This window comes from Sporosarcina sp. P16b (genome assembly GCF_002743065.1).
Taxonomy (GTDB): domain Bacteria; phylum Bacillota; class Bacilli; order Bacillales_A; family Planococcaceae; genus Sporosarcina.
This window is the reverse complement of sequence record NZ_PDYO01000012.1, coordinates 20,249-41,104: the sequence shown is the minus strand read 5'-3', so window position 1 is coordinate 41,104 and position 20,856 is coordinate 20,249. Positions and strand designations below refer to the sequence as shown.

Genomic DNA, 20,856 nt, shown 5'->3' with positions numbered 1-20,856 from the left:
ATAGCATTTGCGGTGATGGGAGTCATTCTCGTCATCATCGAATGGACTCACTAATAGGAGGCATTAATTATGGAATGGATCATCATAGCACTCTTCGTCGGCTTCGTAGTTTGGCGTATGAAGCCTGCAAAAGGCGTGCGTTCAATCTCGACTGCACAATTAAAAGATAGAGTGAACGATCAAAACGTCCAATGTATCGATGTGCGGACACCAGCTGAATATTCAGGACGCCATATAAAGAAATTTAAAAATATTCCTTTGAATTTGCTTTCAAAACAGATGGGAACATTGAAGAAAGATCAAGAAGTCATCGTCATCTGTCAAAGCGGCATGCGTAGTGCCAATGCAGCAAGCCAACTGAAAAAAGCAGGATTCGTGAATGTAACGAATGTACGCGGGGGAATGAGCGCGTGGCAAGATTAATACTAAAGAAGTGTCTCGGAGATCCTATCTCGGGACGCTTTTTTGCGTGAAAGTAAAATCGGTTGACTAGGCGAATTATAGAAAATCATACTACCAAATCAGGAAGTATGATTTTTCCGAAAATACATGAGATATGATACACTAAGCTAAAGATCATAAGAGGAGGGCTTTCCATGATACATGTTGGTCTGACAGGGTGGGGAGACCATCCAAGTCTATACAATGAGAATACAGTCGCGAATAAAAAACTACTAGATTATAGTAAACACTTTCCAATCGTTGAGCTAGATTCGACGTTTTATGCTATACAATCGAAGAAAGTTATGGATAAATGGACAGAGGAAACGCCCGCTAATTTTCAATTTGTCGTGAAGGCGTATCAGGGTATTACAGGTCATCAGCGCGGAAAGTTACCATATGAATCTGAAGAGGAGATGTTCTCGCTGTTTAAGCTGTCCCTGACGTCATTTGTTGAAGCGGGGAAGCTTGCGATGGTACTGGTACAGTTTCCACCTTGGTTCGATTGTAAGAAGGAAAATGTGGATCGCATTCGCTATGTGCATGAACAATTACAGCCGTTGCCGATTGCTGTAGAGTTTCGCAATCAAACGTGGTATTCTCCAGCTTATCGAGAGAAAACACTCGACTTTCTGAAAGACTTGAACATCATCCATGTCGTTTGTGATGAGCCGCAAGTAGGGGACGGAAGTGTGCCGCTAGTCCCAGTTGCAACGGATCCGAAAGTTTTGTTACGTCTTCACGGTCGCAATGATAAAGGGTGGGTAAATACTACGGGAGATAGTAAAGCATGGCGTAAAGTCCGCTATCTTTATGATTATAATGAAAAAGAGTTAGAGAGTATGCGTGACATCGTGAAACATCTTCAGAAGCAGACTGAAGACGTATTTGTCATCTTTAATAATAACTCCGGCCAGCATGCAGCGAAGAACGCCAAACAATTTGCACGATTACTTAACATAGAATACGGTCAGCCTCTCACCAAGCAACTGGATTTATTTGAGGGGGATCACTGATGGAATTTGTAGTACTCGCCTTAATAGGTTTAGCATCGGGTATTATCGGTTCGATTGCGGGCCTCGGTGGAGGAACCATCTTGGTTCCTGTCACATTGTTTGTCGGATTAAATTTAGGAATGATTCCTGATATTACACCGCAAAGTGTAGTGGGCTTATCGGTCATCATGATGATTGCGAATGGACTTGGATCGACACTGTCTTATATGAAAGTAAAGACGATTGATTATCGCAGTGCATGGTTATTTTTCGCCGCGAGTATACCGGGTATCATCCTCGGAGCGCTAGTCAATAAAAGCGTAAGTTTGTCCTCATTTAATTTATATTTTGGCATATTGCTCATCATTTTATCTACACTGTTAGTAACGAGAAAATATTTGAAACCGATTAGATGGTTTGTAGACAATGGAAAAAAGATTAAGTTTACTGATCCTCAAGGTAAAACACATATCTATGGCTACCCCATTTGGTTTGCCATCTTATTGGCATTGTTCATTGGATTTACGTCGGGCTTATTCGGAATAGGTGGCGGTACGATGATTGTGCCGGCAATGATTTTACTATTCTTGTTCCCGCCACACGTCGCTGTTGCGACATCTATGCTTATGGTGTTTTTATCAGCAATCGTTAACTCGGTATCTCATATTTCACTCGGTCATGTGCCATGGCTGTATACGATACCTGTCGTGCCGGGCGCTTATTTTGGTGGCATGCTCGGCGCCTATTTAAACAGCAAAATGAAATCAGATACATTGGTTTTAGTCATACGCATCATTTTACTCGTCTTTGGACTTCGTTCCATCTATGAGGGGATTTGGGGTTGACACATATGAAGGAGACGGTAGCAACGATCCATATTTACCACACAAATGACGTCCATAGTCATTTCGAGAATTGGCCGCAAATTCATCACTTTCTTACTAAGCGGAAGCAACAAGCTGAAGAGAATGGGGAGCATTGTTTTCTATTTGATATTGGAGACCATATTGATCGGTCTCATCCGTTTACCGAAGGAACAGAAGGGAAAGGAAATATTGAATTATTAAACAAAGCAGGATACGACGCAGTAACGATAGGCAATAATGAAGGAATCACCATGTCAAAGGAAGCCTTAAATAGATTATATGAAGATGCGCACTTTGATGTAGTGCTCTGCAACTTGACTGAACAGGGTGGTAAGTTACCATACTGGGCGAAGACGTCCACAATACTCGAGACCTCTGAAGGTGTGCGCGTCGGTGTCATCGGTGCCACAGCGCCATACTATGATTTTTATGAACAACTAGGCTGGTGCGTAAGCGAACCGCACGCGGCGTTGCGGGAAATGGCCCGCAACTTGCGCCCTAAATGCGATGTCATCGTCTGTCTCTCGCATTTAGGAATCAATGAAGATCGTATTTTAGCTGCGCAATGCCCCGAGATCGATGTGATTTTAGGAGCACACACGCACCATTTATTACAAAATGGTGAATGGATTGACGACACGCTACTTGCGGCAGCAGAAAAATTCGGTCAGTATGTCGGTCACGTCCAGATCAATATAGACCGTATGACAGGTCAAGTCGTTCATATGAAAGCAGAGGTTTTTCCAACACAGATGATGGAAATGTCAGAAGAGGATATGGAACAGGTGAATACCTTATTTGCTAAAGGGGAAGAGACACTAGAAGTGCCCGTGTTTTATAATCCATCTCCATTATCACAGCGTCTTACAGGAGACAGTCCATTATCCTCGCTGTTTGGTCGCGCGTTACTTACGTATCTTGATGCCGACTGTGCGCTTTTCAACGCGGGTATTTTCCTTGGTAGTTTAGATAAAGGCTGGGTGACAAAAGGGGATTTGCACTCTTTATTGCCACACCCTATCAATCCTTGCCTCATTCATTTAGATGGCATGGATTTGCTGACAGTCTATGAGCAATCACTTGATCCGAAGTGGACGGAACTTCCGATAAAAGGTTTAGGATTTCGTGGGACGCTGATGGGTAGTATGATACATGAACACTTATACCGTAACACGGACGGACAATTATTTGCAGGCAACCGTTTGGTAGAACCCGGTAAAATGTACACGTTGGCAACACTTGATATGTTCACGTTTGGCTTTTTCTATCCAGTATTAAAAGAAGCGAAGAAAGAATATATCATGCCGGAAATGCTTCGCGATATCCTCGGTTGGTATGGAAGGAAATATTTCAATGAGCGTTAGTTATGTCCGCCTCCTATTTCGCATAATGTGAAGTAGGAGGCGTTTTCATGCGGTTTTATACGAATCAAAAACGACCAAAGAAGTTTAATTATGGAAAAACCATACTGCGCTTTGTCATCCCGACCATCATGGTGGGAGTGGCGATATTTTTCTATACGGTCAATAAACAGCTAACGCCAATCTATACACAATATGCCGAAGTGCAAACGCAGAAAATAGCCAGTTACGTGATCAGTCAAGCCATTAACAATCGATCCACCAGCGTCTACGATGTCAATGAAATTATAGAAAATGTTCCCGATGATACAACAGATACGGTGACAACGAAGTTTAACGCTGAAATCATCAGCCAGGTCATGTCAGAAATTCATCAGCTTGTTGAAAATCATCTGGAGCGCGCAGAAGGCGGAGATCTCGATATGCTACCGCCACTCGGAGATCTTGAGTACAATCCTGATCGTATGGAAAAAGAACAAGGTATTGTATTTTTCGTTCCGATTGGGCAAGCCGCGAATATTCCATTGCTCGGTAATTTGGGGCCGAAAATCCCGATCCGCTTCCACGTCATTGGAGATGTACATGCAACAGTAGAAACCGATATTCGTGAATTTGGTATTAATAATGCCTATGTGGAAGTGTATCTGATGTTACAAGTCAATGTGCAGATTATCGTTCCGCTAGCAACTAGCAGAAGTGTAGTGGAGCAGAAAATACCGATTGCAATTGGCTTGATCAGAGGAAAGGTACCACAAATTTATTCAAAAGGAGAGCAAACGCCAGCACAAATCGAAGTTCCGCTAGAGAAGACGGAGTAAAAGGCTATTGTGAACAAAGTCGATTATTGCTACACTAAGAACAGAAGAATATCGAGACTTACGTAGAGGCTGCATTGTTTATAAGTACCTGGCGAGAGAGTGACATCTATGACCGCGAGCGAAAGGAGACAATGCCGAAGTTTGAGAAGAGTCAACTTCTCAAGTTGGGGTCATTTCAAAGAGGAATGACACTGTCATACAGCGATAAATGTATGGAGAGCTACAGTTGCCAATTGTACTGCGATTTATGAATGTATTGCTTGATCAATTGACTGGCCGACTCCTACACGTATGCTATTGCCTGTGGGGTTGGCTTTTTTTATCGGTAAATTAAGGAATTACAGGATAGTATTTGCTTTCCACTCTTCGATAGATCTTCTGCATTTCGATATCATCTAGCAACTAGAAAGAGGGGAATTACAATGATCGGAACATGGGTCTCTATTTTGCCTCCTATTATCGCCATCGTGATGGTGTTGGCGACGAGGAGAGTATTATTATCATTAGGAGCGGGAATTGTTACAGCGGCTTTACTTTTAGCGAACTTTGCTCCGTTTGAGACACTAAAAGGTGTATGGAGGGCCATGACAGTTTCGTTTTGGGATGGCGGGCTCAATACATACAATATATTTATTATGTTATTTCTATTATTACTAGGTGTCATTACGGCATTCGTCAGTTTATCAGGAGGGAGCGCCGCATTTGCACGCTGGGCAGTTAAACGCATCCGTACAAAACGTGGTGCGAAGCTGTTGACGATGGGGCTAGGGATTGCAATTTTTGTGGATGACTACTTCAATGCCTTGGCAGTTGGACAGATTGCAAGACCCATTACAGATCAGCACAAAATCTCTCGTGCGAAATTGGCATACTTCATTGACTCAACGTCAGCACCTATTTGTGTCGTGTCACCCATCTCGAGTTGGGGCGCATTCTTGATTGGACAACTTGCACTTATTTTAGGTACGACAGCAGCGGTGAGCTATTCGCCATTAACGGCATTTATTTTGATGGCGCCGATGAACTTCTATGTCATTGCGACATTGTCCATGGTCTTCTTCTTTGCTTGGACGAATAATGACTTCTTTGAAATGAAGAAACATGAAGACCGTGCCATGAATGAAGGCGAACTTTATGATCAAGATAAAGAAATTCCAGGTCAGCTAAAGGAAGAATTCCCTGAGCATACGCACGGCAAAGTTCGCGATTTGGTTGCCCCGATCGTGACGTTGATTGTGGTAACGCTCGGCATGATGATTGTTACTGGCTATAAAGAAGCGGGCGTTTTCGATATCTGGGCAATATTTGAAAACACTGATGTACCGTTCTCTTTGGTAATTGGTGGTGTTACGGCTACTTTGCTAGCTATGTTGTTATATATTCTACAAATGAAAAAGAACGAAACAGCAAGTGTATCATGGATGTGGCGTGCATTGATTAGCGGAGTGAAAGCGATGATGCCTGCCATTCTCATCTTAATTTTCGCTTGGGGATTGACTGAGCTAATCGCTTCCTTAGATACAGGTCTATTCCTTTCTACCATGGTAGAGCAATTGAATATTCCTGTCACGTTCCTTCCGGTATTGATCTTCATATTAGCGGGATTAATGGCATTCTCGACAGGTACCTCATGGGGTTCTTTCGGTATCTTAATGCCAATTGCGGGTACTATTATGGTCAATGCAGCACCTGATTTATTATTACCGGCATTGGCGGCAGTACTTGCAGGCGCAGTATTTGGAGATCACTGTTCACCGATTTCTGATACGACTATTCTTTCCTCTACTGGAGCAGGTTGTAACCATATGGATCACGTGTCCACACAATTACCTTACGCGCTTGTCGCAGCTGCTGTAGCAGCAATTGGGTATGTTGTGCTCGGGCTGACGGGTTCTGTGTGGATCGGTTTAGCGGCTGTTATTATTACTCTAATAGTTTTATTCGCGTATTTAAGCGCCAAAGGTAAGAAACACCCAGAACAAATAGCATAGTTTACCGTTTAGACTAAGAGTGATAATTACTTCATTCTTAGTCTAAATTTGTTTTGACATCTCTAATTAGGCTGTTTATACTAAATATACAGAACTAGAGTTGTCAGAATAAATCAAATGGTAAAAGTTTTGTAAAATAACAAAAAAGAGGTGAAGTTGTATGGAAAATCGTTCACAGTGGGGAACGAGAGCTGGTTTTATACTGGCTGCAGTGGGTTCGGCTGTAGGACTCGGAAACATTTGGCGCTTTCCTTATGTTGCCTATGAAAATGGCGGCGGCGCATTTTTTATCCCGTACTTATTTGCACTATTAACAGCAGGTATTCCGATCCTGATCATGGAATTCACGATTGGACATAAATATCGTGGATCAGCCCCTCTTTCATTCTTCCGATTGAATGGAAAAAAAGCCGAGTTTCTAGGCTGGTGGGGGATCTTTGTATCCTTCGTTATTTCTACCTATTATGCCGTAATCATTGCATGGGCTATGAAATATACCGTCTACTCATTTAGTTTATCGTGGGGGAAAGATCCGGAAGCATTCTTCTTCGGAGATGTTCTGAGCCTAGCGGATAAACCAGGAGAAGTCGGAGGACTCGTTGGAGGTGTAGTATTACCCTTATTACTTGTCTGGGTGATTTGTTACATCATCCTAATCGGTGGTGTCAAGAAAGGGATTGAATTAGCGAATCGGATATTTATTCCTGTTCTTTTCTTACTCTTCTTATTTGTCGTCATCCGCGCCATCACACTTGATGGGGCTATGGTTGGGCTGGATGCGTTCTTTAAACCGGATGTCGATAAGTTACTGAACCCTCGTGTATGGGTTGCAGCGTATGGACATATCTTCTTCAGTTTATCGATCGCATTTGCCATTATGATCACGTATTCTAGTTATTTACCAAAGAAATCCGATATTACAAATAACGCCTTTATTACAGGTTTTGCAAACTCTTCTGTCGAGTTACTGGCAGGTATCGGAGTATTCGCGGTACTAGGATTCATGGCAACGAATCAAGGTGTAGACGTAGCAGACGTAGCTACGGCAGGTGTAGGGCTTGCGTTCGTCGTATTCCCTGAAATCATTAATCAAATGCCTGGATTAAATGGCCTGTTCGGTGCATTCTTCTTCCTGTCGCTGACACTTGCTGGTATCACATCACTCATCTCGATTTGTGAAACGTACATCGCAGGTATGGCAGATAAATTCAACATTTCAAGAAGTCGTTCGGTGACGATCGGTGTCGGATTATCAGCCGTCATCTCCCTGCTGTATGCAACGAACGGTGGTTTATACTTCTTAGACGTAGCGGATTACTTTATCAACCAATTTGGTATCGCAGTCATCGGTCTAATTGAAGTGGTCTTACTGGCTTGGGTGTTCAGAAAACTTGGCCTGTTCGAACAGCATGCTAACGCAGTATCAGATATTCGTCTTGGCTGGTGGTGGAAAGTATCTTTATCATTCATCACACCAATAGTATTGGGTACGATGTTATTCTTCCTCATCAAAGATAACATTGCAGAAAACTATGAAGGATATCCTACATCGTTCTTATGGACGATTGGCTGGCCGGTAGCAATTGGCGCATTTGTGATGTCGATCGTTTTCACGTCATTAAAGTGGAAAGACAACACACGAATTACAACAGATTATGAAGAAGATAAAGGGGGGCTATAAATGGATACAGGAATGAGCGGCTCTGCAATTCTCATGATGCTACTTGGTGTGACAATCATCTGGGGCGGTCTATTTATTAGCATCTTTTACGCTACAATCCTCAGTAAGTTTCGAAAGAAATTCAAAATCGAATAGTAAACGATGGACACCTGTAACCGGAAATATGGTTGCAGGTGTTTTTTTGTAAGTTGGTGAGTGCACCGTTGATCGACGCTGCAGGAGGATGCTTAAGTAATGGAAGGGGTCAAAGCCACGCGTATAAGAAATCATCCACCACAACAGCGGAAATCCAAAATCAGTCATCCTATTCCAAATTTCTACTCGCTTACCTTATTGCTTGCAATTTGTGTCATCTATAATTGAAGGTTATCTGAATTTATGTTACATTGACATGAGAAGAATCTATCAACAGAATGGAGTCGGTAGTGTTGTCATGCAAACCTGAAACTGGAAGAAAATCTGAGCATGTTAGAAAGCCGGATTGGCTGAAAATTAAGCTGAACACCAATGAGAACTATACAGGTTTAAAGAAATTAATGCGCGAAAAAAACTTGAATACCGTTTGTGAAGAAGCGCGTTGTCCGAACATTCATGAGTGTTGGGGAGAGCGACGTACAGCTACCTTTATGATCTTAGGGGCTGTGTGTACACGGGCATGTCGTTTCTGTGCAGTTAAAACAGGTTTACCTAATGAACTTGACACCGCTGAACCGGAACGCGTAGCGGAATCAGTTGAATTGATGAATTTGAAACATGCCGTTGTTACTGCCGTAGCACGCGATGATCTAAAAGATGGAGGCTCTGCAATTTTCGCGGAAACCATTCGTGCGATACGCAGGAAGAATCCATTTACGTCTATTGAAGTATTACCATCGGATATGGGTGGAGATATAGAGAACTTGCAACGTTTGATGGATGCAAAACCAGATATCCTCAATCATAATATTGAAACAGTACGCCGTTTAACACCGAGAATTCGTGCGCGTGCAACATATGATCGTTCACTTGAATTACTTCAACGTGCCAAAAACATGTATCCCGAGATCCCGACAAAGTCTTCACTAATGGTAGGACTTGGAGAAACAATGGAAGAAATTATTGAGACAATGGATGATCTGCGTGCACACAACGTAGATATCATGACAATTGGTCAATACTTGCAACCAACAAAAAAACACGCTAAAGTCGTAAAATACTATTCGCCTGACGAGTTTGGTGAGTTGCGGAAAATCGCAATGACTAAAGGATTCTCTCATTGTGAGGCGGGGCCGCTTGTGCGTTCAAGTTACCACGCAGACGAGCAAGTTAATGCTTCGGCCAGAGAAAAACAGCGCCAAGGTGACGAACTGCTGAAACTTGAAGGACAAGCGAGCAGTTAAATGGAAGTGAAGCAGAGAATGGTTATTGTAGAGAATATGCAATATGAAATTGCAGAAGAGTTTCGCGATGGGTTTGATGAAGAAGCCTTGAACGAACGCTTTAGCGAAGTACTGTTAAAGTATGACTTTATCTTGGGTGACTGGGGATATGGTCAATTACGATTAAAAGGCTTTTTTGATGACCGTAATTCCAAATCCACATATGAAACGAAAATTAGTACTGTCCAAGATTATATTTATGAATACTGTAATTTCGGTTGTGCTTATTTTATCTTGAAAAAGATTGGAAAAGTAAAAGCGGAACTAACGGAAGTCGAAGCGGTGGACGAAGTACATTCTGAAACGCCATCTACTTCAAAAACAGACTAATAAAAATGAAAGCTTCGGGCAAATTAGCTCGGAGCCTTCATTCGTTTCGCAATAAATATGGTAAGATAGAAGTATGAGGTATATGAGGAGGAAGAACAGTATGTATTTTGTAGATCAAAACCAAATCAATAAAACATTAGTGTATATGGAACAGTTGATCGATATTTTCAAAAAGGAAACGAACTGGCTACAAAGCGATGTAAATAAGCTGGCTTTAGAGCGAATTGCACACGGTTTGATTGAAGGAATCATTGACGTAGGTAATTCTATGATCGACGGATTCATCATGCGTGATCCTGGAAGTTACGACGATATAATCGATATTCTTGAAGATGAAAAAGTGATCCTATCCGAGCAAGCCACTCCATTAAAGGCATTCATTTCATTACGCCCAATGATTGTCCGCCAATTCGTGGAAGTCGATGCGGATAAAGTAGTACAATCCATTCGCGAGACGCTTAACGAACTACAACAATTCCCAGGACAAGTTCGAGACTACTTAACGAATGAATTAGGTCCAGTCTCGGCGTTTCTTCCGACAGAATGATGAGACAATATAAAGCGTATTGTTTCGATTTGGATGGCACGATGTATCGTGGTAGTGAACCTATCCAAGAAGCGGTAGATTTCGTTGCGGCGTGCCAAGCTGAGGGTAGGGGAACATATTTCATTACGAATAACGCTGCCTTGACACGTACTGCGCAACAGAAGAAACTAGCAAGTTTTGGTGTGAGTACAGAAACTGATTTCATCATGAATTCAGCCACCACACTGGCTCGTTATTGCAAACAACATTATGACGGTGCAAATGTCATGATGATTGGTGAAGAAGGATTGCGTGAGGCATTGGAACTCGAAAATATTACGATCACCACAACGAATCCAGATGTGGTGGTAATGGGACTCGATCGTCAGGTTACTTACGACAAACTCGCGAATGCTTGTCTGGCGATACGTAACGGTGCTCATTTCTTAGGCACCAATCAAGATATTAAATTCCCGACTGAAAAAGGACTAGTACCAGCTAACGGTTCTTTCCTTAAGTTGATGGAGGCGGCGACTGATACAAAGCCACTCATTGTTGGAAAACCAGAGCCGCATATGCTGGAGTTCATCCGGCAGCAAGGAATGTACGAGAAGGAAGACATGATCTTGATCGGAGATAATTACGATACGGATATCATGGCGGGTATTCGCTATGGTATAGATACGGCGTATGTCGCGACAGGAGTCACGCGTAGAGAAGATGTGCTAAAGAAAGCGCAACAACCTACTTATATGCTGAATTCGCTTGCGGAATGGCTGAAGTAATAAGAAGCTATCGAAGAAGTCGTTACACACCGGCTTCTTGCGATAGCTTTTTTGTTTAACAGGGTAGCTATTAGGGAATAGTGGGCAATGATAGTGGACTATAGCAAAAAAGGATGTCTCTAGAAGCGTAATCGCTAGAAGACATCCTGTTGACGGTATTTTATTAAAAAAGTGGATTTTCTTCAATGAACTGATAAATTTGCTTCGTCAATTCATCCGCTGTATCCGCTTCGACAAGTTCACCATTAACAATCGCGTACAATGTGTCGCTACATTTCGTACAATAGCTCAAACAGCCGTATTCGAGTACGTCAATGTTTGGGTCCCGTTCCAACGTTTCGAATACAGGGTAGGCACCGTTAGCCAAATTACTCATACAAAACTCCACGATGGGATTCATCTTTCTCACCTCGCCTACTAGAAATGGTACTCTTTTTTTACAAAAGCGTCAATGAACATGACATATTGTGAAAGTTGTCACATACTGTTATACTAGCAAATGAGATGCACGAGAAAATGGACATAGAAGGAGGACATTATGAGAAAATTACTTTTACTAGGTGCCGGCTATGGTAACATGAGAATTTTATTGCGTTTACTAAATAAAGATTTGCCAAGCGATATTGAAATTACACTTGTCGACAGAACCTTATTTCATAGTTTGAAAACAGAATTTTATGCATTGGCAGCGGGAACTGTGTCGGATGCCGATGTGCGCGTCGCGATCCCTGTTCATGACCAATTGAAAGTGATAGAAGGCGAGATTCAAGAAATCAAGCCAGAAGAAAAAGAAGTGTTGTTGGCAGACGGACAAGCACTTGCATACGACGAATTGGTCATCGGACTAGGTAGTGAAGATAATTACCACAACGTACCTGGAGCAGCTGAACATACGCTGAGTATCCAAACGATTGGGAAATCCCGCCGGACGTATCAGACGTTACTTGGACTAGGCGATGGCGCAACAGTGGGAATCGTAGGTGCGGGACTTAGCGGTATCGAATTAGCGAGTGAGTTGCGTGAGAGTCGTCCGGATTTGAAGATTAAATTATTCGATCGAAGCCCGCGTATTTTACGTGACTTCCCTGAACGATTGAGTAACTTCGTAAAAGGTTGGTTTGATCAAAACGATGTAGAAGTCGTAGCGAATTCGAACATTACCAAAGTAGGCGAACATATTCTGTATAATCATGAAGATACAATTGATGTAGATGCAGTAGTTTGGACAGCTGGTATTAAGCCAGGCAAGGTTGTGGACGATTTAGTCATTCAGAAAGATCGTTCAGGCCGTATCGTACTCAATCAATACCACCAAGTTCCAAGTTACCGAAACATTTACGTTGTCGGGGACATTGCTGCGCTTCCACATGCACCAAGCGCTCAGTTGGCAGAAGTTCAAGGCGAGCAAATCGTTCAAGTATTACGCTCCACTTGGAAAGGTGAGCCGCTAATGCTTGAAATGCCGGAGCTGAAACTAAAAGGTTTCATGGGTTCGTTAGGGAAGAAGCAAGGATTTGCGTACTTAGCGGATCGTACCGTTACAGGAAGAATCGCCCGTTTAATGAAATCCGGCTTGCTATGGATGTATAAATGGCATAACGGGTAAATTCAACTATTTGCGAGTCGCTTCCATGAAGTGGCTTTTTCTTTAGCTATGGTGTTGCCTATCGTTAATTGGATACAAAAAAGAAGCGGTCAGTTCAGCATAGAACGACCGCTCCAATGAATATATTGTTCTCAATTAATCCATCAAATTATCAATTTCTCCATTTATTCGGCTTGAAAACCTTGTGCTTCTAATGCGTTAAAAACAGGCTTTAGTTGAATATGGCCTTCTCCGATCATTTCATCATTAATCATGACGAGTGGATAAAAATACTCATCATCACGAATTTTTTCGACGATTTCTCGCTGTCGTGATTCGGTTAATTCTTGATCGATATCAATATACGTAATAGAAAACGGTTGTTCAGGGTACTTTCTTGATATTGCTGCTTGAAGCCATTCATACGTATCTTTGGAAGAAGGTGCATTTACACAACTGGCACAGATGACTTCTGCTCCATATACTTCAATTGTTACAGGGGATTGCGACATATTAATCAAACCTCCGATTCATTATTGGATTTTTTCTGCTGGGCAGTTTATAATAAGTATAAGGAAAGGAGAGTGTGTTTACAATGACAACAGATATTAAATTATATGAGCCGGTAAAAGAAGTGCTAGATAAATTGCGCCCATTCCTCTTGCGAGACGGAGGGGACTGCGAACTAGTGGATATTGACGAAGGAATAGTAAAGCTGCGCCTATTAGGAGCATGCGGAACTTGCCCTAGTTCAACGATTACATTAAAAGCTGGTATTGAACGTGCATTACTTGAAGAAGTACCAGGTGTAGTAGAAGTAGAACAAGTATTTTAATTTCATTAAATAAAAAAGCCGTGCAAATGAAGTATAACCTTCTTTGCACGGTTTTCCTTATTCAACTGGTTTTATGAGCGGTTTCCTCATTACGGATTTCTTGCCATCGATCTTTAGCCATTTTGATGATTGTAGGTTCGGTTGATCTGTTTTGCGCTTCAATTACACGTGAGAAGTTTCGTATGGCTTCTGCACGATCATGAATGCGCCAAGATAATTCCGCAATGATATATTGCACACGGGTTTCAGACATTTGTGTTCCGATATAATCACCTTCAGAAAATGCCTTTATGTAGAGGTCACGAGATATTTCAAGATAACGCATTTCTTTCTGACGGTTTCCCTCATTACGATAAATCCAAGCGATACGTAACATGATTCCTGCTATCGTTAAATACTTTTCTTTTTTAAAATTGGCATTTAAATACGCTAATTTATAGGCTTCAATTGCTTGCTCTTTCGTCCGTACGCCACCAAATGAGCGGCTATGCCATTTAGCTGTTATGTTTTTAGCGATCATTTCTTTTGTGCCGGGCGCAAAGTAGGGAGCGAAATCATCAGTAAATGCAAAACCGCAATTCGGACATACGGCAACATTATAAAAAATAGGATTAACTTCCTTGTCCAAGTAAATAGGTCTAAAATCGCTATCGTGATCAACTACTCGTACTTGGCGAGAACGAACTTTAGTAGTAGGGAAATGCTCTTTACACAGTAAGCACTGCATTTTTTTCTCGTAAAACGGGCTAATTTCCACTAGTATCATCCCTTTCTGTCCTAAGTCTTATTGTACATTATAATAGACCTAGTGGGGGGCTGTTTGTTTGCATTGTGATGAAAAAGATTGATATGATAAAAAGAAAACGTGGAAAGTGAGTGGTATTCATGACGAACACAGTAGAGATAACAGAAGCAGCGGCATTTCACGTAAAAAAAATGATGACACATAATGAAGAAGAAGGATCTTTCTTGCGCGTTTCCGTTAATGGCGGAGGTTGTAGCGGGTTGACATACGGTCTTGGTTTTGCCCAGGAAAAAGAAGAGGATGATATTTCGTATACTGCACATGGAATTCCTGTAGTTATTAAAGAAGAGGATGCAGCGATTCTTGTAGGGACAAAAGTGGATTATAAAGAATCTTTAATGGGTGGCGGCTTCACCATCGACAATCCGAATGCCATTGCAAATTGTGGTTGCGGTACTTCATTTAGAACAGCTAACAAAGCTGGCGCTCCGGCAGATTGCGAGTAAATGAAGAAGAGATTAGTCGAGCGGAATGTGAGGGAATTATAAGGACGCTACATTACTAGTCTAAATTGATTATTTGCACAATTATAATTCTGTTGAAATACGTTCGCAAAAGGTCTACTATAGGAAATGAAAGTAAGATTCTATTCATATCAAACTAAATGCCGGCACTGCAAAATAAGTAAGATTGATTTTACACGTACTCGGCGTTTAAGAAACTAAAAGGTGGTTCGATTTACGTGAAAAGACCAACAATCTTAGTATTGGGTGCAGGTTATGGCGGTTTGATGACGGTTGTGAATTTACAAAAGTCATTAGGTGCAGATGAAGCAGATATCGTTCTAATCAACAAAAATGACTATCACTATGAATCTACATGGTTGCATGAAGCGGCAGCTGGAACGTTAACTCCAGAACAAGTTCGCTACGATATATCCAGTGTAATCAATAGCAATAAAGTAAAGTTCATCGAAGCTGAAGTTACGGGCATCGATGTCGCAACGAAAAACGTCAAAACGAACCTCGGTTCTCACACATATGATTATTTAGTAATTGGTCTTGGTTTCGAAGGAGAAACTTTCGGAATCCCAGGTTTGGACAAGTACGCATTATCCATTGCCAATGTGAATGCAGCTCGTCACATTCGTGATCACATGGAATATCAATTCGCTACATGGTCTACTGAAGAAGTTAAAGATGATAGCCGTTTGACTATCATCGTAGGTGGGGCTGGATTCACAGGAATCGAGTACCTTGGTGAACTGGGAGACCGTGTACCAGAACTATGTAAAGAATATGATGTACCAGCCAAAAAAGTGCGCATTCTTTGTGTAGAAGCAGCGCCAATGGTCTTGCCTGGTTTCGATCCGGAACTGGTGGAATACGCGGTGCGTCAATTGGGTGCAAAAGGCATAGAATTCTCTATCGGCACGCCGGTTGTTGAAGCGACTCCTGAAGGCGTGAAGATTAAAAAAGGCGAAGATGATTTTGAATTCATCAAAGCGGGTACAGTCGTATGGGCTGCTGGCGTTCGCGGTAACCACTTGATCGAAGAATCGGGTATAGAAAACATGCGCGCTCGTGTTAAAGTTGAAAAAGATATGCGTGCACCAGGATTCGATGATGTATTTATTGTAGGTGATTGTGCATTGATGATCAACGAAGCAATCAATCGTCCGTACCCACCAACTGCACAAATCGCTATGCAACAAGGCGAGATGATTGCTAACAATATTATTGCATTGATGAAAGGGAACCCAACGAAAGAATTCGTACCGGATTTAAAAGGTAGCGTTTGTTCTCTAGGTGATTCCGATGCGATTGGTGTGGTATTCGATAAAAAAGTGACAGGTGCGAAGGCATCCTTCATGAAGAAAATGATCGATAACCGTGCTCTATTCATGATCGGTGGTCTTGGATTAACGATTAAAAAAGGTAAATTCAACGTATTATAATGAATATAGAAAAGCACTCGCCTCTGCGAGTGCTTTTTGCGTGCATCAAAATAAGCAATAAGTCAACTGTAGAAGTAGTTGAATTAGGAAAGATCGTCTGTCAGATTTTAAGAATTCATGACATCTGAAAAGAACGTTCTGTGTACACTGTCTCATTCTATTGAAAGCCGTCGCATCATCCTGTAAAATGTTGAAGTGATGAATTGGGGGTTAGCAAGCATGCAAACTATATCCATAGCACAAGTGATGCTATCAATCTTGATATTTATTGTCATGTTTTTCGGTATCGGTTTTTTAATAAATATGTTGTTACGTATGACGTGGCTTATGGCTATCATTTATCCGATTATTGTAATTTTTATTATTGATGATGTGCCGATGTATGAGTACATTACGAAGCCTAGTTTTGCTTTTAGTGAGCTGGGGGCGAATCTTATGTCGCTGCACGCCGTGGATATCGTGATTCTGGCGAGTGGTATGGTGGGAGCGATTATCGCAGGTTTTGTAATGAAAGCTTTACGCAAGATGGGTTATCAGATGTTTTGATGTTTTTCCATACGTGATATGAAAAAACGGAGCTGGACAGGAAGTCGTGAATTACGACATCTTGTGACAGTTCCGTTTTTTACGTTGCTTTAGAGATAAAAAGATTAGAGGAGGTGAGGGCACCGTTGATCGACGTTCCAGGCGGACGCTTTCCCATGGGCGTGGCCTTAAGCCTCCTCGTGCGCTTCGCTTCTGCGGGGTCTCAAGGCGCACGCTAATCCATCGGGAGTCGCCGCCTTCCACTTACGATCAACTAGTGTATGTTTCTAAATATACTGACGTGTAAAAATCTTTCCAACTATAAAACGTAAGCCATCCGCAAGCTCCGGAGTGGATGCAATGATTTTCTCTAACTGCAACGTTACAATATAACGGTATACGTAAAGATCGAGATGAGAATACCTGTTAGAGCTCCGAAAAATACTTCGTTTGGTTTGTGGCCGAGTAGGGTTTTCAGTTCTTGAATTTTTGCGTCATTGTCTTTCTTCGGCCAATCTTTCAAATCGTTGACGAATATTTGGAAGTCGGAACGCATTTGGTTGATGATGACGGCTTGTTGTCCGGCTTGGTAGCGGATGCCAGTTGCGTCGAACATGACAATGACTGCGAATATAGCAGATATGGCGAATAATGGTGAATCTAGGCCCGCTTCGAATGCGATAGCAGTTGTGAGTGCAGTGACAGCCGCCGAGTGGGAACTCGGCATGCCACCTGTAGACGTCATGAGTCCGAAATCGAGTTTACGTGTCAATAAAAAATGAATAGGAATTTTTACAAATTGGGCAAAAAAGATGGCGAATAGCGCTACGAGGAGCGGTATGTTTTCAAAAATAGCCAAGAGGTTCCACTCCCTTACTGTCAGTAGTTTAGAAATTAGTATAACATAATCTGGATCTACTCGTTGTCTCCAATCCAGAATACTGCTCGTTGCTTGTGCTAATCCGACTAGTCTATACTAGTATGGGGAAAGCGTAAAGAAAAGGGGAGGAACCATTCATGATAAACGTAGAAACAGCATCCGCAATCGATCAGACAGAAGTAGAAGTACTTATTGTAGGAATACCAGATCATCCAGAGAACGTAGAAGGTTTCGATTTGTTCGTTGAATCTTTCCATCCTTTATTGCCAGACTGGATTAAATCACAGGACGTTCAACAGAAGTGTAAGGCGATTACCAAAATGCCTGCGCTATCCAAGCAAAGTTACGACCGGGTGTACTTTGTGGGCGTTGGCAATCAGAAGCGACTGACAGAACAGCTATTGCGTGAATTATTCGCTGACGTAGGTAAACAACTACACAAGGACCGTGTGCGCACTGTAGGCGTCTGGACAGCGCCGTTCTCTAACGAGGAGATAGATAGTGAGGACGTAGCGTTCCTGTCCTCTGAGGGTATCGGAATGGGCTCCTACACATATGAAGGATTCAAGACTTCATCCAATGAAGTGGATGTCTCCTTAACTACTGTGACATTCATTACGACGGAGGATGAAGACCGTGTGACTACTGCAGGAGAAGTGGGCATGATCTCCGCACACGCAGTGAACGAAGCGAGGACGCTAGTCAATGTACCCCCTAATTTATTGACGCCAACCAAGATGGCGGAATACGCACAAGAATTGGCGGAAAGCTATGACTTAGAAATAGATATTCTGGGTAAAGCCGAAATGGAAGAGCTTGGTATGGGAGCCATTCTTGCGGTCAATCAAGGTTCAGTTGAAGAACCGAAACTCATTGTTCTTAAGTATCAAGCGACGGAACAGTGGGAAGATGTCATTGGTTTAGTCGGTAAAGGAATTACTTATGATACGGGCGGCTATTCATTGAAGCCTAAGGACGGCATGGTTGGCATGAAAGGGGATATGGGTGGCGCAGCAGCTGTACTTGGCGCTATGGCGATCATAGGGGAATCACGACCGAAGAAAAATGTGATTGCGGTCATTGCTTCTTCCGATAACATGATCTCCGGTGAAGCGTTCAAGCCGGATGATGTGATCACATCCTTAAGCGGAAAGACCATTGAAGTGTTGAATACAGACGCGGAAGGTCGTTTAGTATTAGCTGATGCAGTGACGTATGCGAAGCAAGCGGGCGCTGAGTATTTGATTGATGTGGCCACGCTGACAGGCGGTGTCATTGTGGCGCTCGGTCATGATAAAACGGGTACACTGACCAACCATGACGCATTCTATAAAAAATTTCAGGAAGCGGCGGAGGAAACAGGGGAATTCATTTGGCAACTGCCCTTAACGGAGAGCGATCGTCGCCGGATTCGCAAAAGTGATGTCGCAGATGTAAATAACTCACCGGGACGAGATGGCCATATGATCTTCGGAGGCGGCTTCGTCGGAGAATTTGTTGGGGATACACCGTGGATTCATTTAGATATTGCAGGTACGTCTGATGCAGCGACACCACATGCGCTCGGTCCGAAAGGTGCGACGGGCGTTATGGTGCGTACATTGGCGACCTTTGTGGAGCGCTTGGCTGCTGAAGCAGAACCACAAGAATAATTCAGTATAGGCGCTTTCCCCATTCCTTCTTTCCGGTTAGTCATAGGATAGAGGGAAAGGGGGAGCTTGGATGACAAGACATAATTATAGAGGTGGATACGGTGGCGGTCGTCATCATGGTGGAGGGTATGGCGGTGGATTTGGTGGTTTCGGTGGATTCGGAGGTCCTTTTCTAGGTGGCTTAGTTGGCGGATTTTTAGGTAATGCTATTTCTCCAGGCTATGGTTACGGCTACGGTGGAGGAAATTATCCACCTTACTACAACAGCTATCCATACTATCCACAACCATATTATCCTTATTATCCATACTATTAAAAAACACGCCGTGATGACTATTCGTCATCCGGCGTGTTTTTATCTGATTCTATGCGTATTTCTATTACAGCTTCTTTTAGATCATCTCCAACCGTTAATTCGGTAGGCTTTACACCCGACATATACGCAGCGCGAGTCATTAAGTGACCGCCAATCGGAGAAGTGATGAACAAGAAGACGATCCCAAGTAATAATGCCACACTGAAATGGCCTTCATTCCACCAAAAGTGGAGAAATACGCCAAGCAGTAAACTCATAACGCCAAGCGTAGCGCTCTTCGAAGCAGCATGTGCACGTGTATAGACATCTGGGAGCCGTAAAATTCCAATGACTGTGACGATCGTAAAAATGATCCCCACCGTAACGAGTAACACAATCATAATGTCAGCGATTAGGTCCACGTTCGATAATCTCTCCTCTCTCAATGAATTTGGAGAAGGACACTGTGCCAATAAACGACATAATGGCGATCAATAGAATCGCATCGATGAAGAAAGGTGTGTCGAACAAGATGGAAAACAGTGCGATTGCTGATATGAGCATGACACCGATCGCGTCAAGAGCTACTAAACGATCCGGCACGGAAGGTCCTTTCCATACACGGTATAGTAATCCGAGCATAGACAGGATGACTAGCACGAGACAGACAGAATAAAATACATTCATCCTCGGCTCACCTCCATAATGGCTTTCTCGAATGTGTTTTTAATAGAATCGATTGCTTCATCCACATCGTCTACATCAATCGCATGGATATACAAAGTACGCTGATCATCTGAAACATGAACGACGACCGTACCAGGCGTTAACGTAATTAAACTAGATAACAACGTGATTTCCCAATCTTTTTCGAGCTCAGTCGGCAAAGCGAAGAACATCGGCTGCAGTGTCGATAAATCCGGCTTGATTACTAGTAGCAACACGGAAATATTCGACATGATCAGTTCTTTCAGGAAAATCGCTGTCAGTTTCACTGCAGACCAGATTCGCCAAATGTACAAGCGTCCACTGAAATAGCGGCGTGTCATGATGATCATCAACAGCCCGATAAGATATCCTATGATGAACGTAGAAGGTGTCAATGAACTTGACATGAACATCCAAACGACTGCAATGAAGAAATTTAATAGTATCTGAAAAGCCATTGAC

Annotated in this window: 26 protein-coding genes and 1 riboswitch; of the genes, 19 read left to right on the top strand and 7 right to left on the bottom strand. The window is 42.5% G+C overall.

Going from position 1 to position 20,856, the window contains the following annotated elements; genetic code table 11:
* The first annotated feature begins 69 nt into the window (after positions 1–69).
* From CSV77_RS12635 to CSV77_RS12585, 12 genes are all read left to right on the top strand, one after another.
* The gene (locus CSV77_RS12635) at positions 70–423 is read left to right on the top strand and encodes a rhodanese-like domain-containing protein (RefSeq protein ID WP_099673691.1); all 354 of its coding nucleotides are present in this window, start codon (positions 70–72) and stop codon (positions 421–423) included.
* Between the two features lie 173 nt (positions 424–596).
* Complete coding sequence (locus CSV77_RS12630; RefSeq protein ID WP_099630795.1) at positions 597–1,457, top strand: DUF72 domain-containing protein; 861 nt, start codon at positions 597–599, stop codon at positions 1,455–1,457.
* Positions 1,457–2,281 carry a sulfite exporter TauE/SafE family protein gene (locus CSV77_RS12625; RefSeq protein WP_099673690.1) on the top strand — a complete coding sequence of 275 codons (825 nt, stop codon included), beginning with the start codon at positions 1,457–1,459 and terminating at the stop codon, positions 2,279–2,281. Before CSV77_RS12630 ends, CSV77_RS12625 begins: the two co-directional genes overlap by 1 nt.
* A gap of 5 nt (positions 2,282–2,286) precedes the next feature.
* Entirely contained in the window at positions 2,287–3,666 is a 1,380-nt protein-coding gene (locus CSV77_RS12620) for a bifunctional metallophosphatase/5'-nucleotidase (protein ID WP_233212245.1), read from the top strand.
* A gap of 47 nt (positions 3,667–3,713) precedes the next feature.
* Positions 3,714–4,481, top strand: coding sequence for a sporulation protein YunB (gene yunB, locus CSV77_RS12615; protein ID WP_099637048.1), 768 nt, complete (start codon positions 3,714–3,716; stop codon positions 4,479–4,481).
* A 55-nt stretch (positions 4,482–4,536) separates the two neighbouring features.
* A riboswitch (Lysine riboswitch) is annotated at positions 4,537–4,712 on the top strand.
* A 191-nt stretch (positions 4,713–4,903) separates the two neighbouring features.
* The gene (locus tag CSV77_RS12610; protein WP_099673688.1) at positions 4,904–6,472 is read left to right on the top strand and encodes a Na+/H+ antiporter NhaC family protein; all 1,569 of its coding nucleotides are present in this window, start codon (positions 4,904–4,906) and stop codon (positions 6,470–6,472) included.
* Between the two features lie 160 nt (positions 6,473–6,632).
* Positions 6,633–8,153 (top strand): sodium-dependent transporter, encoded by a 1,521-nt coding sequence (locus CSV77_RS12605; protein ID WP_099673687.1) that lies wholly within the window; start codon positions 6,633–6,635, stop codon positions 8,151–8,153.
* Positions 8,154–8,288: a methionine/alanine import family NSS transporter small subunit gene (locus tag CSV77_RS16795; protein WP_232319208.1), complete on the top strand. Its 135-nt coding sequence runs from the start codon at positions 8,154–8,156 to the stop codon at positions 8,286–8,288.
* A 278-nt stretch (positions 8,289–8,566) separates the two neighbouring features.
* Positions 8,567–9,532 carry a lipoyl synthase gene (gene lipA, locus CSV77_RS12600; RefSeq protein WP_199203751.1) on the top strand — a complete coding sequence of 322 codons (966 nt, stop codon included), beginning with the start codon at positions 8,567–8,569 and terminating at the stop codon, positions 9,530–9,532.
* Positions 9,533–9,550: 18 nt separating this feature from the next.
* Complete coding sequence (locus CSV77_RS12595; protein ID WP_233212244.1) at positions 9,551–9,901, top strand: YutD family protein; 351 nt, start codon at positions 9,551–9,553, stop codon at positions 9,899–9,901.
* 100 nt (positions 9,902–10,001) lie between these two features.
* The gene (locus tag CSV77_RS12590; RefSeq protein ID WP_099673685.1) at positions 10,002–10,448 is read left to right on the top strand and encodes a DUF86 domain-containing protein; all 447 of its coding nucleotides are present in this window, start codon (positions 10,002–10,004) and stop codon (positions 10,446–10,448) included.
* Positions 10,445–11,212 (top strand): TIGR01457 family HAD-type hydrolase, encoded by a 768-nt coding sequence (locus CSV77_RS12585; protein WP_233189605.1) that lies wholly within the window; start codon positions 10,445–10,447, stop codon positions 11,210–11,212. Before CSV77_RS12590 ends, CSV77_RS12585 begins: the two co-directional genes overlap by 4 nt.
* 163 nt (positions 11,213–11,375) lie before the next feature.
* On the opposite strand, the gene CSV77_RS12580 is transcribed toward CSV77_RS12585, so the two are convergent.
* The gene (locus CSV77_RS12580) at positions 11,376–11,612 is read right to left on the bottom strand and encodes a YuzB family protein (protein ID WP_085131442.1); all 237 of its coding nucleotides are present in this window, start codon (positions 11,610–11,612) and stop codon (positions 11,376–11,378) included.
* Between the two features lie 138 nt (positions 11,613–11,750).
* Between CSV77_RS12580 and CSV77_RS12575 the strand changes: the two genes are divergently transcribed.
* A complete protein-coding gene (locus tag CSV77_RS12575) occupies positions 11,751–12,818 on the top strand; it encodes an NAD(P)/FAD-dependent oxidoreductase (protein WP_099673684.1) in 1,068 nt (355 codons plus the stop codon).
* Positions 12,819–12,982: 164 nt separating this feature from the next.
* Here CSV77_RS12575 and CSV77_RS12570 read toward each other — a convergent pair whose 3' ends face one another.
* On the bottom strand, positions 12,983–13,309 hold the full coding sequence (locus tag CSV77_RS12570; protein ID WP_099637055.1) for a YuzD family protein: 327 nt from the start codon (positions 13,307–13,309) through the stop codon (positions 12,983–12,985).
* Between the two features lie 83 nt (positions 13,310–13,392).
* On the opposite strand from CSV77_RS12570, the gene CSV77_RS12565 reads away from it, so the two are divergent.
* Positions 13,393–13,632 carry a NifU family protein gene (locus tag CSV77_RS12565; protein ID WP_085131439.1) on the top strand — a complete coding sequence of 80 codons (240 nt, stop codon included), beginning with the start codon at positions 13,393–13,395 and terminating at the stop codon, positions 13,630–13,632.
* 61 nt (positions 13,633–13,693) lie between these two features.
* Here CSV77_RS12565 and CSV77_RS12560 read toward each other — a convergent pair whose 3' ends face one another.
* Positions 13,694–14,398, bottom strand: a complete 705-nt coding sequence (locus CSV77_RS12560; protein WP_199203750.1) for a DUF2225 domain-containing protein — start codon at positions 14,396–14,398, stop codon at positions 13,694–13,696.
* Positions 14,399–14,517: 119 nt separating this feature from the next.
* On the opposite strand from CSV77_RS12560, the gene CSV77_RS12555 reads away from it, so the two are divergent.
* The 3 genes from CSV77_RS12555 (at position 14,518) to CSV77_RS12545 (ending at position 16,880) form a co-directional block, all read left to right on the top strand.
* The gene (locus CSV77_RS12555) at positions 14,518–14,883 is read left to right on the top strand and encodes a HesB/IscA family protein (protein WP_099630806.1); all 366 of its coding nucleotides are present in this window, start codon (positions 14,518–14,520) and stop codon (positions 14,881–14,883) included.
* 236 nt (positions 14,884–15,119) lie between these two features.
* Positions 15,120–16,334: an NAD(P)/FAD-dependent oxidoreductase gene (locus CSV77_RS12550; protein WP_099673683.1), complete on the top strand. Its 1,215-nt coding sequence runs from the start codon at positions 15,120–15,122 to the stop codon at positions 16,332–16,334.
* 219 nt (positions 16,335–16,553) lie between these two features.
* The gene (locus CSV77_RS12545; protein ID WP_099630808.1) at positions 16,554–16,880 is read left to right on the top strand and encodes a YuiB family protein; all 327 of its coding nucleotides are present in this window, start codon (positions 16,554–16,556) and stop codon (positions 16,878–16,880) included.
* Between the two features lie 361 nt (positions 16,881–17,241).
* On the opposite strand, the gene CSV77_RS12540 is transcribed toward CSV77_RS12545, so the two are convergent.
* Entirely contained in the window at positions 17,242–17,718 is a 477-nt protein-coding gene (locus tag CSV77_RS12540; protein WP_099630809.1) for a divergent PAP2 family protein, read from the bottom strand.
* A gap of 158 nt (positions 17,719–17,876) precedes the next feature.
* Here CSV77_RS12540 and CSV77_RS12535 point away from each other — a divergent pair, with 158 nt between their 5' ends.
* Positions 17,877–19,391 (top strand): leucyl aminopeptidase, encoded by a 1,515-nt coding sequence (locus CSV77_RS12535; protein WP_099673682.1) that lies wholly within the window; start codon positions 17,877–17,879, stop codon positions 19,389–19,391.
* A gap of 70 nt (positions 19,392–19,461) precedes the next feature.
* Positions 19,462–19,707 carry a hypothetical protein gene (locus CSV77_RS12530; protein ID WP_099673681.1) on the top strand — a complete coding sequence of 82 codons (246 nt, stop codon included), beginning with the start codon at positions 19,462–19,464 and terminating at the stop codon, positions 19,705–19,707.
* A 17-nt stretch (positions 19,708–19,724) separates the two neighbouring features.
* Here CSV77_RS12530 and mnhG read toward each other — a convergent pair whose 3' ends face one another.
* Genes mnhG through CSV77_RS12515 form a run of 3 tightly spaced genes read right to left on the bottom strand, consistent with a single transcriptional unit; the run spans position 19,725 to position 20,852 of the window.
* The gene (gene mnhG / locus CSV77_RS12525; RefSeq protein WP_099637058.1) at positions 19,725–20,108 is read right to left on the bottom strand and encodes a monovalent cation/H(+) antiporter subunit G; all 384 of its coding nucleotides are present in this window, start codon (positions 20,106–20,108) and stop codon (positions 19,725–19,727) included.
* Positions 20,092–20,373, bottom strand: a complete 282-nt coding sequence (locus CSV77_RS12520) for a Na(+)/H(+) antiporter subunit F1 (protein WP_099630813.1) — start codon at positions 20,371–20,373, stop codon at positions 20,092–20,094. The genes mnhG and CSV77_RS12520 overlap by 17 nt, the downstream gene beginning before the upstream one ends.
* On the bottom strand, positions 20,370–20,852 hold the full coding sequence (locus CSV77_RS12515; protein ID WP_099673680.1) for a Na+/H+ antiporter subunit E: 483 nt from the start codon (positions 20,850–20,852) through the stop codon (positions 20,370–20,372). The genes CSV77_RS12520 and CSV77_RS12515 overlap by 4 nt, the downstream gene beginning before the upstream one ends.
* Positions 20,853–20,856 lie beyond the last annotated feature (4 nt).

Excerpts from the sequence above, each read along its gene's own strand:
- CSV77_RS12560 (WP_199203750.1), bottom strand. The coding sequence starts at position 14,398 with ATGATACTAGTGGAAATTAGCCCGTTTTACGAGAAAAAAATGCAGTGC.
- CSV77_RS12555 (WP_099630806.1), top strand. The coding sequence starts at position 14,518 with ATGACGAACACAGTAGAGATAACAGAAGCAGCGGCATTTCACGTAAAA.
- CSV77_RS12595 (WP_233212244.1), top strand. The coding sequence starts at position 9,551 with ATGGTTATTGTAGAGAATATGCAATATGAAATTGCAGAAGAGTTTCGC.
- CSV77_RS12590 (WP_099673685.1), top strand. The coding sequence starts at position 10,002 with ATGTATTTTGTAGATCAAAACCAAATCAATAAAACATTAGTGTATATG.
- CSV77_RS12610 (WP_099673688.1), top strand. The coding sequence starts at position 4,904 with ATGATCGGAACATGGGTCTCTATTTTGCCTCCTATTATCGCCATCGTG.
- CSV77_RS12515 (WP_099673680.1), bottom strand. The coding sequence starts at position 20,852 with ATGGCTTTTCAGATACTATTAAATTTCTTCATTGCAGTCGTTTGGATG.
- CSV77_RS12625 (WP_099673690.1), top strand. The coding sequence starts at position 1,457 with ATGGAATTTGTAGTACTCGCCTTAATAGGTTTAGCATCGGGTATTATC.
- CSV77_RS12630 (WP_099630795.1), top strand. The coding sequence starts at position 597 with ATGATACATGTTGGTCTGACAGGGTGGGGAGACCATCCAAGTCTATAC.
- CSV77_RS12530 (WP_099673681.1), top strand. The coding sequence starts at position 19,462 with ATGACAAGACATAATTATAGAGGTGGATACGGTGGCGGTCGTCATCAT.
- lipA (WP_199203751.1), top strand. The coding sequence starts at position 8,567 with ATGGAGTCGGTAGTGTTGTCATGCAAACCTGAAACTGGAAGAAAATCT.
- CSV77_RS16795 (WP_232319208.1), top strand. The coding sequence starts at position 8,154 with ATGGATACAGGAATGAGCGGCTCTGCAATTCTCATGATGCTACTTGGT.
- CSV77_RS12570 (WP_099637055.1), bottom strand. The coding sequence starts at position 13,309 with ATGTCGCAATCCCCTGTAACAATTGAAGTATATGGAGCAGAAGTCATC.
- CSV77_RS12520 (WP_099630813.1), bottom strand. The coding sequence starts at position 20,373 with ATGAATGTATTTTATTCTGTCTGTCTCGTGCTAGTCATCCTGTCTATG.
- CSV77_RS12635 (WP_099673691.1), top strand. The coding sequence starts at position 70 with ATGGAATGGATCATCATAGCACTCTTCGTCGGCTTCGTAGTTTGGCGT.
- CSV77_RS12545 (WP_099630808.1), top strand. The coding sequence starts at position 16,554 with ATGCAAACTATATCCATAGCACAAGTGATGCTATCAATCTTGATATTT.
- CSV77_RS12535 (WP_099673682.1), top strand. The coding sequence starts at position 17,877 with ATGATAAACGTAGAAACAGCATCCGCAATCGATCAGACAGAAGTAGAA.
- CSV77_RS12605 (WP_099673687.1), top strand. The coding sequence starts at position 6,633 with ATGGAAAATCGTTCACAGTGGGGAACGAGAGCTGGTTTTATACTGGCT.
- CSV77_RS12580 (WP_085131442.1), bottom strand. The coding sequence starts at position 11,612 with ATGAATCCCATCGTGGAGTTTTGTATGAGTAATTTGGCTAACGGTGCC.
- CSV77_RS12575 (WP_099673684.1), top strand. The coding sequence starts at position 11,751 with ATGAGAAAATTACTTTTACTAGGTGCCGGCTATGGTAACATGAGAATT.
- CSV77_RS12585 (WP_233189605.1), top strand. The coding sequence starts at position 10,445 with ATGATGAGACAATATAAAGCGTATTGTTTCGATTTGGATGGCACGATG.
- CSV77_RS12565 (WP_085131439.1), top strand. The coding sequence starts at position 13,393 with ATGACAACAGATATTAAATTATATGAGCCGGTAAAAGAAGTGCTAGAT.
- yunB (WP_099637048.1), top strand. The coding sequence starts at position 3,714 with ATGCGGTTTTATACGAATCAAAAACGACCAAAGAAGTTTAATTATGGA.
- CSV77_RS12620 (WP_233212245.1), top strand. The coding sequence starts at position 2,287 with ATGAAGGAGACGGTAGCAACGATCCATATTTACCACACAAATGACGTC.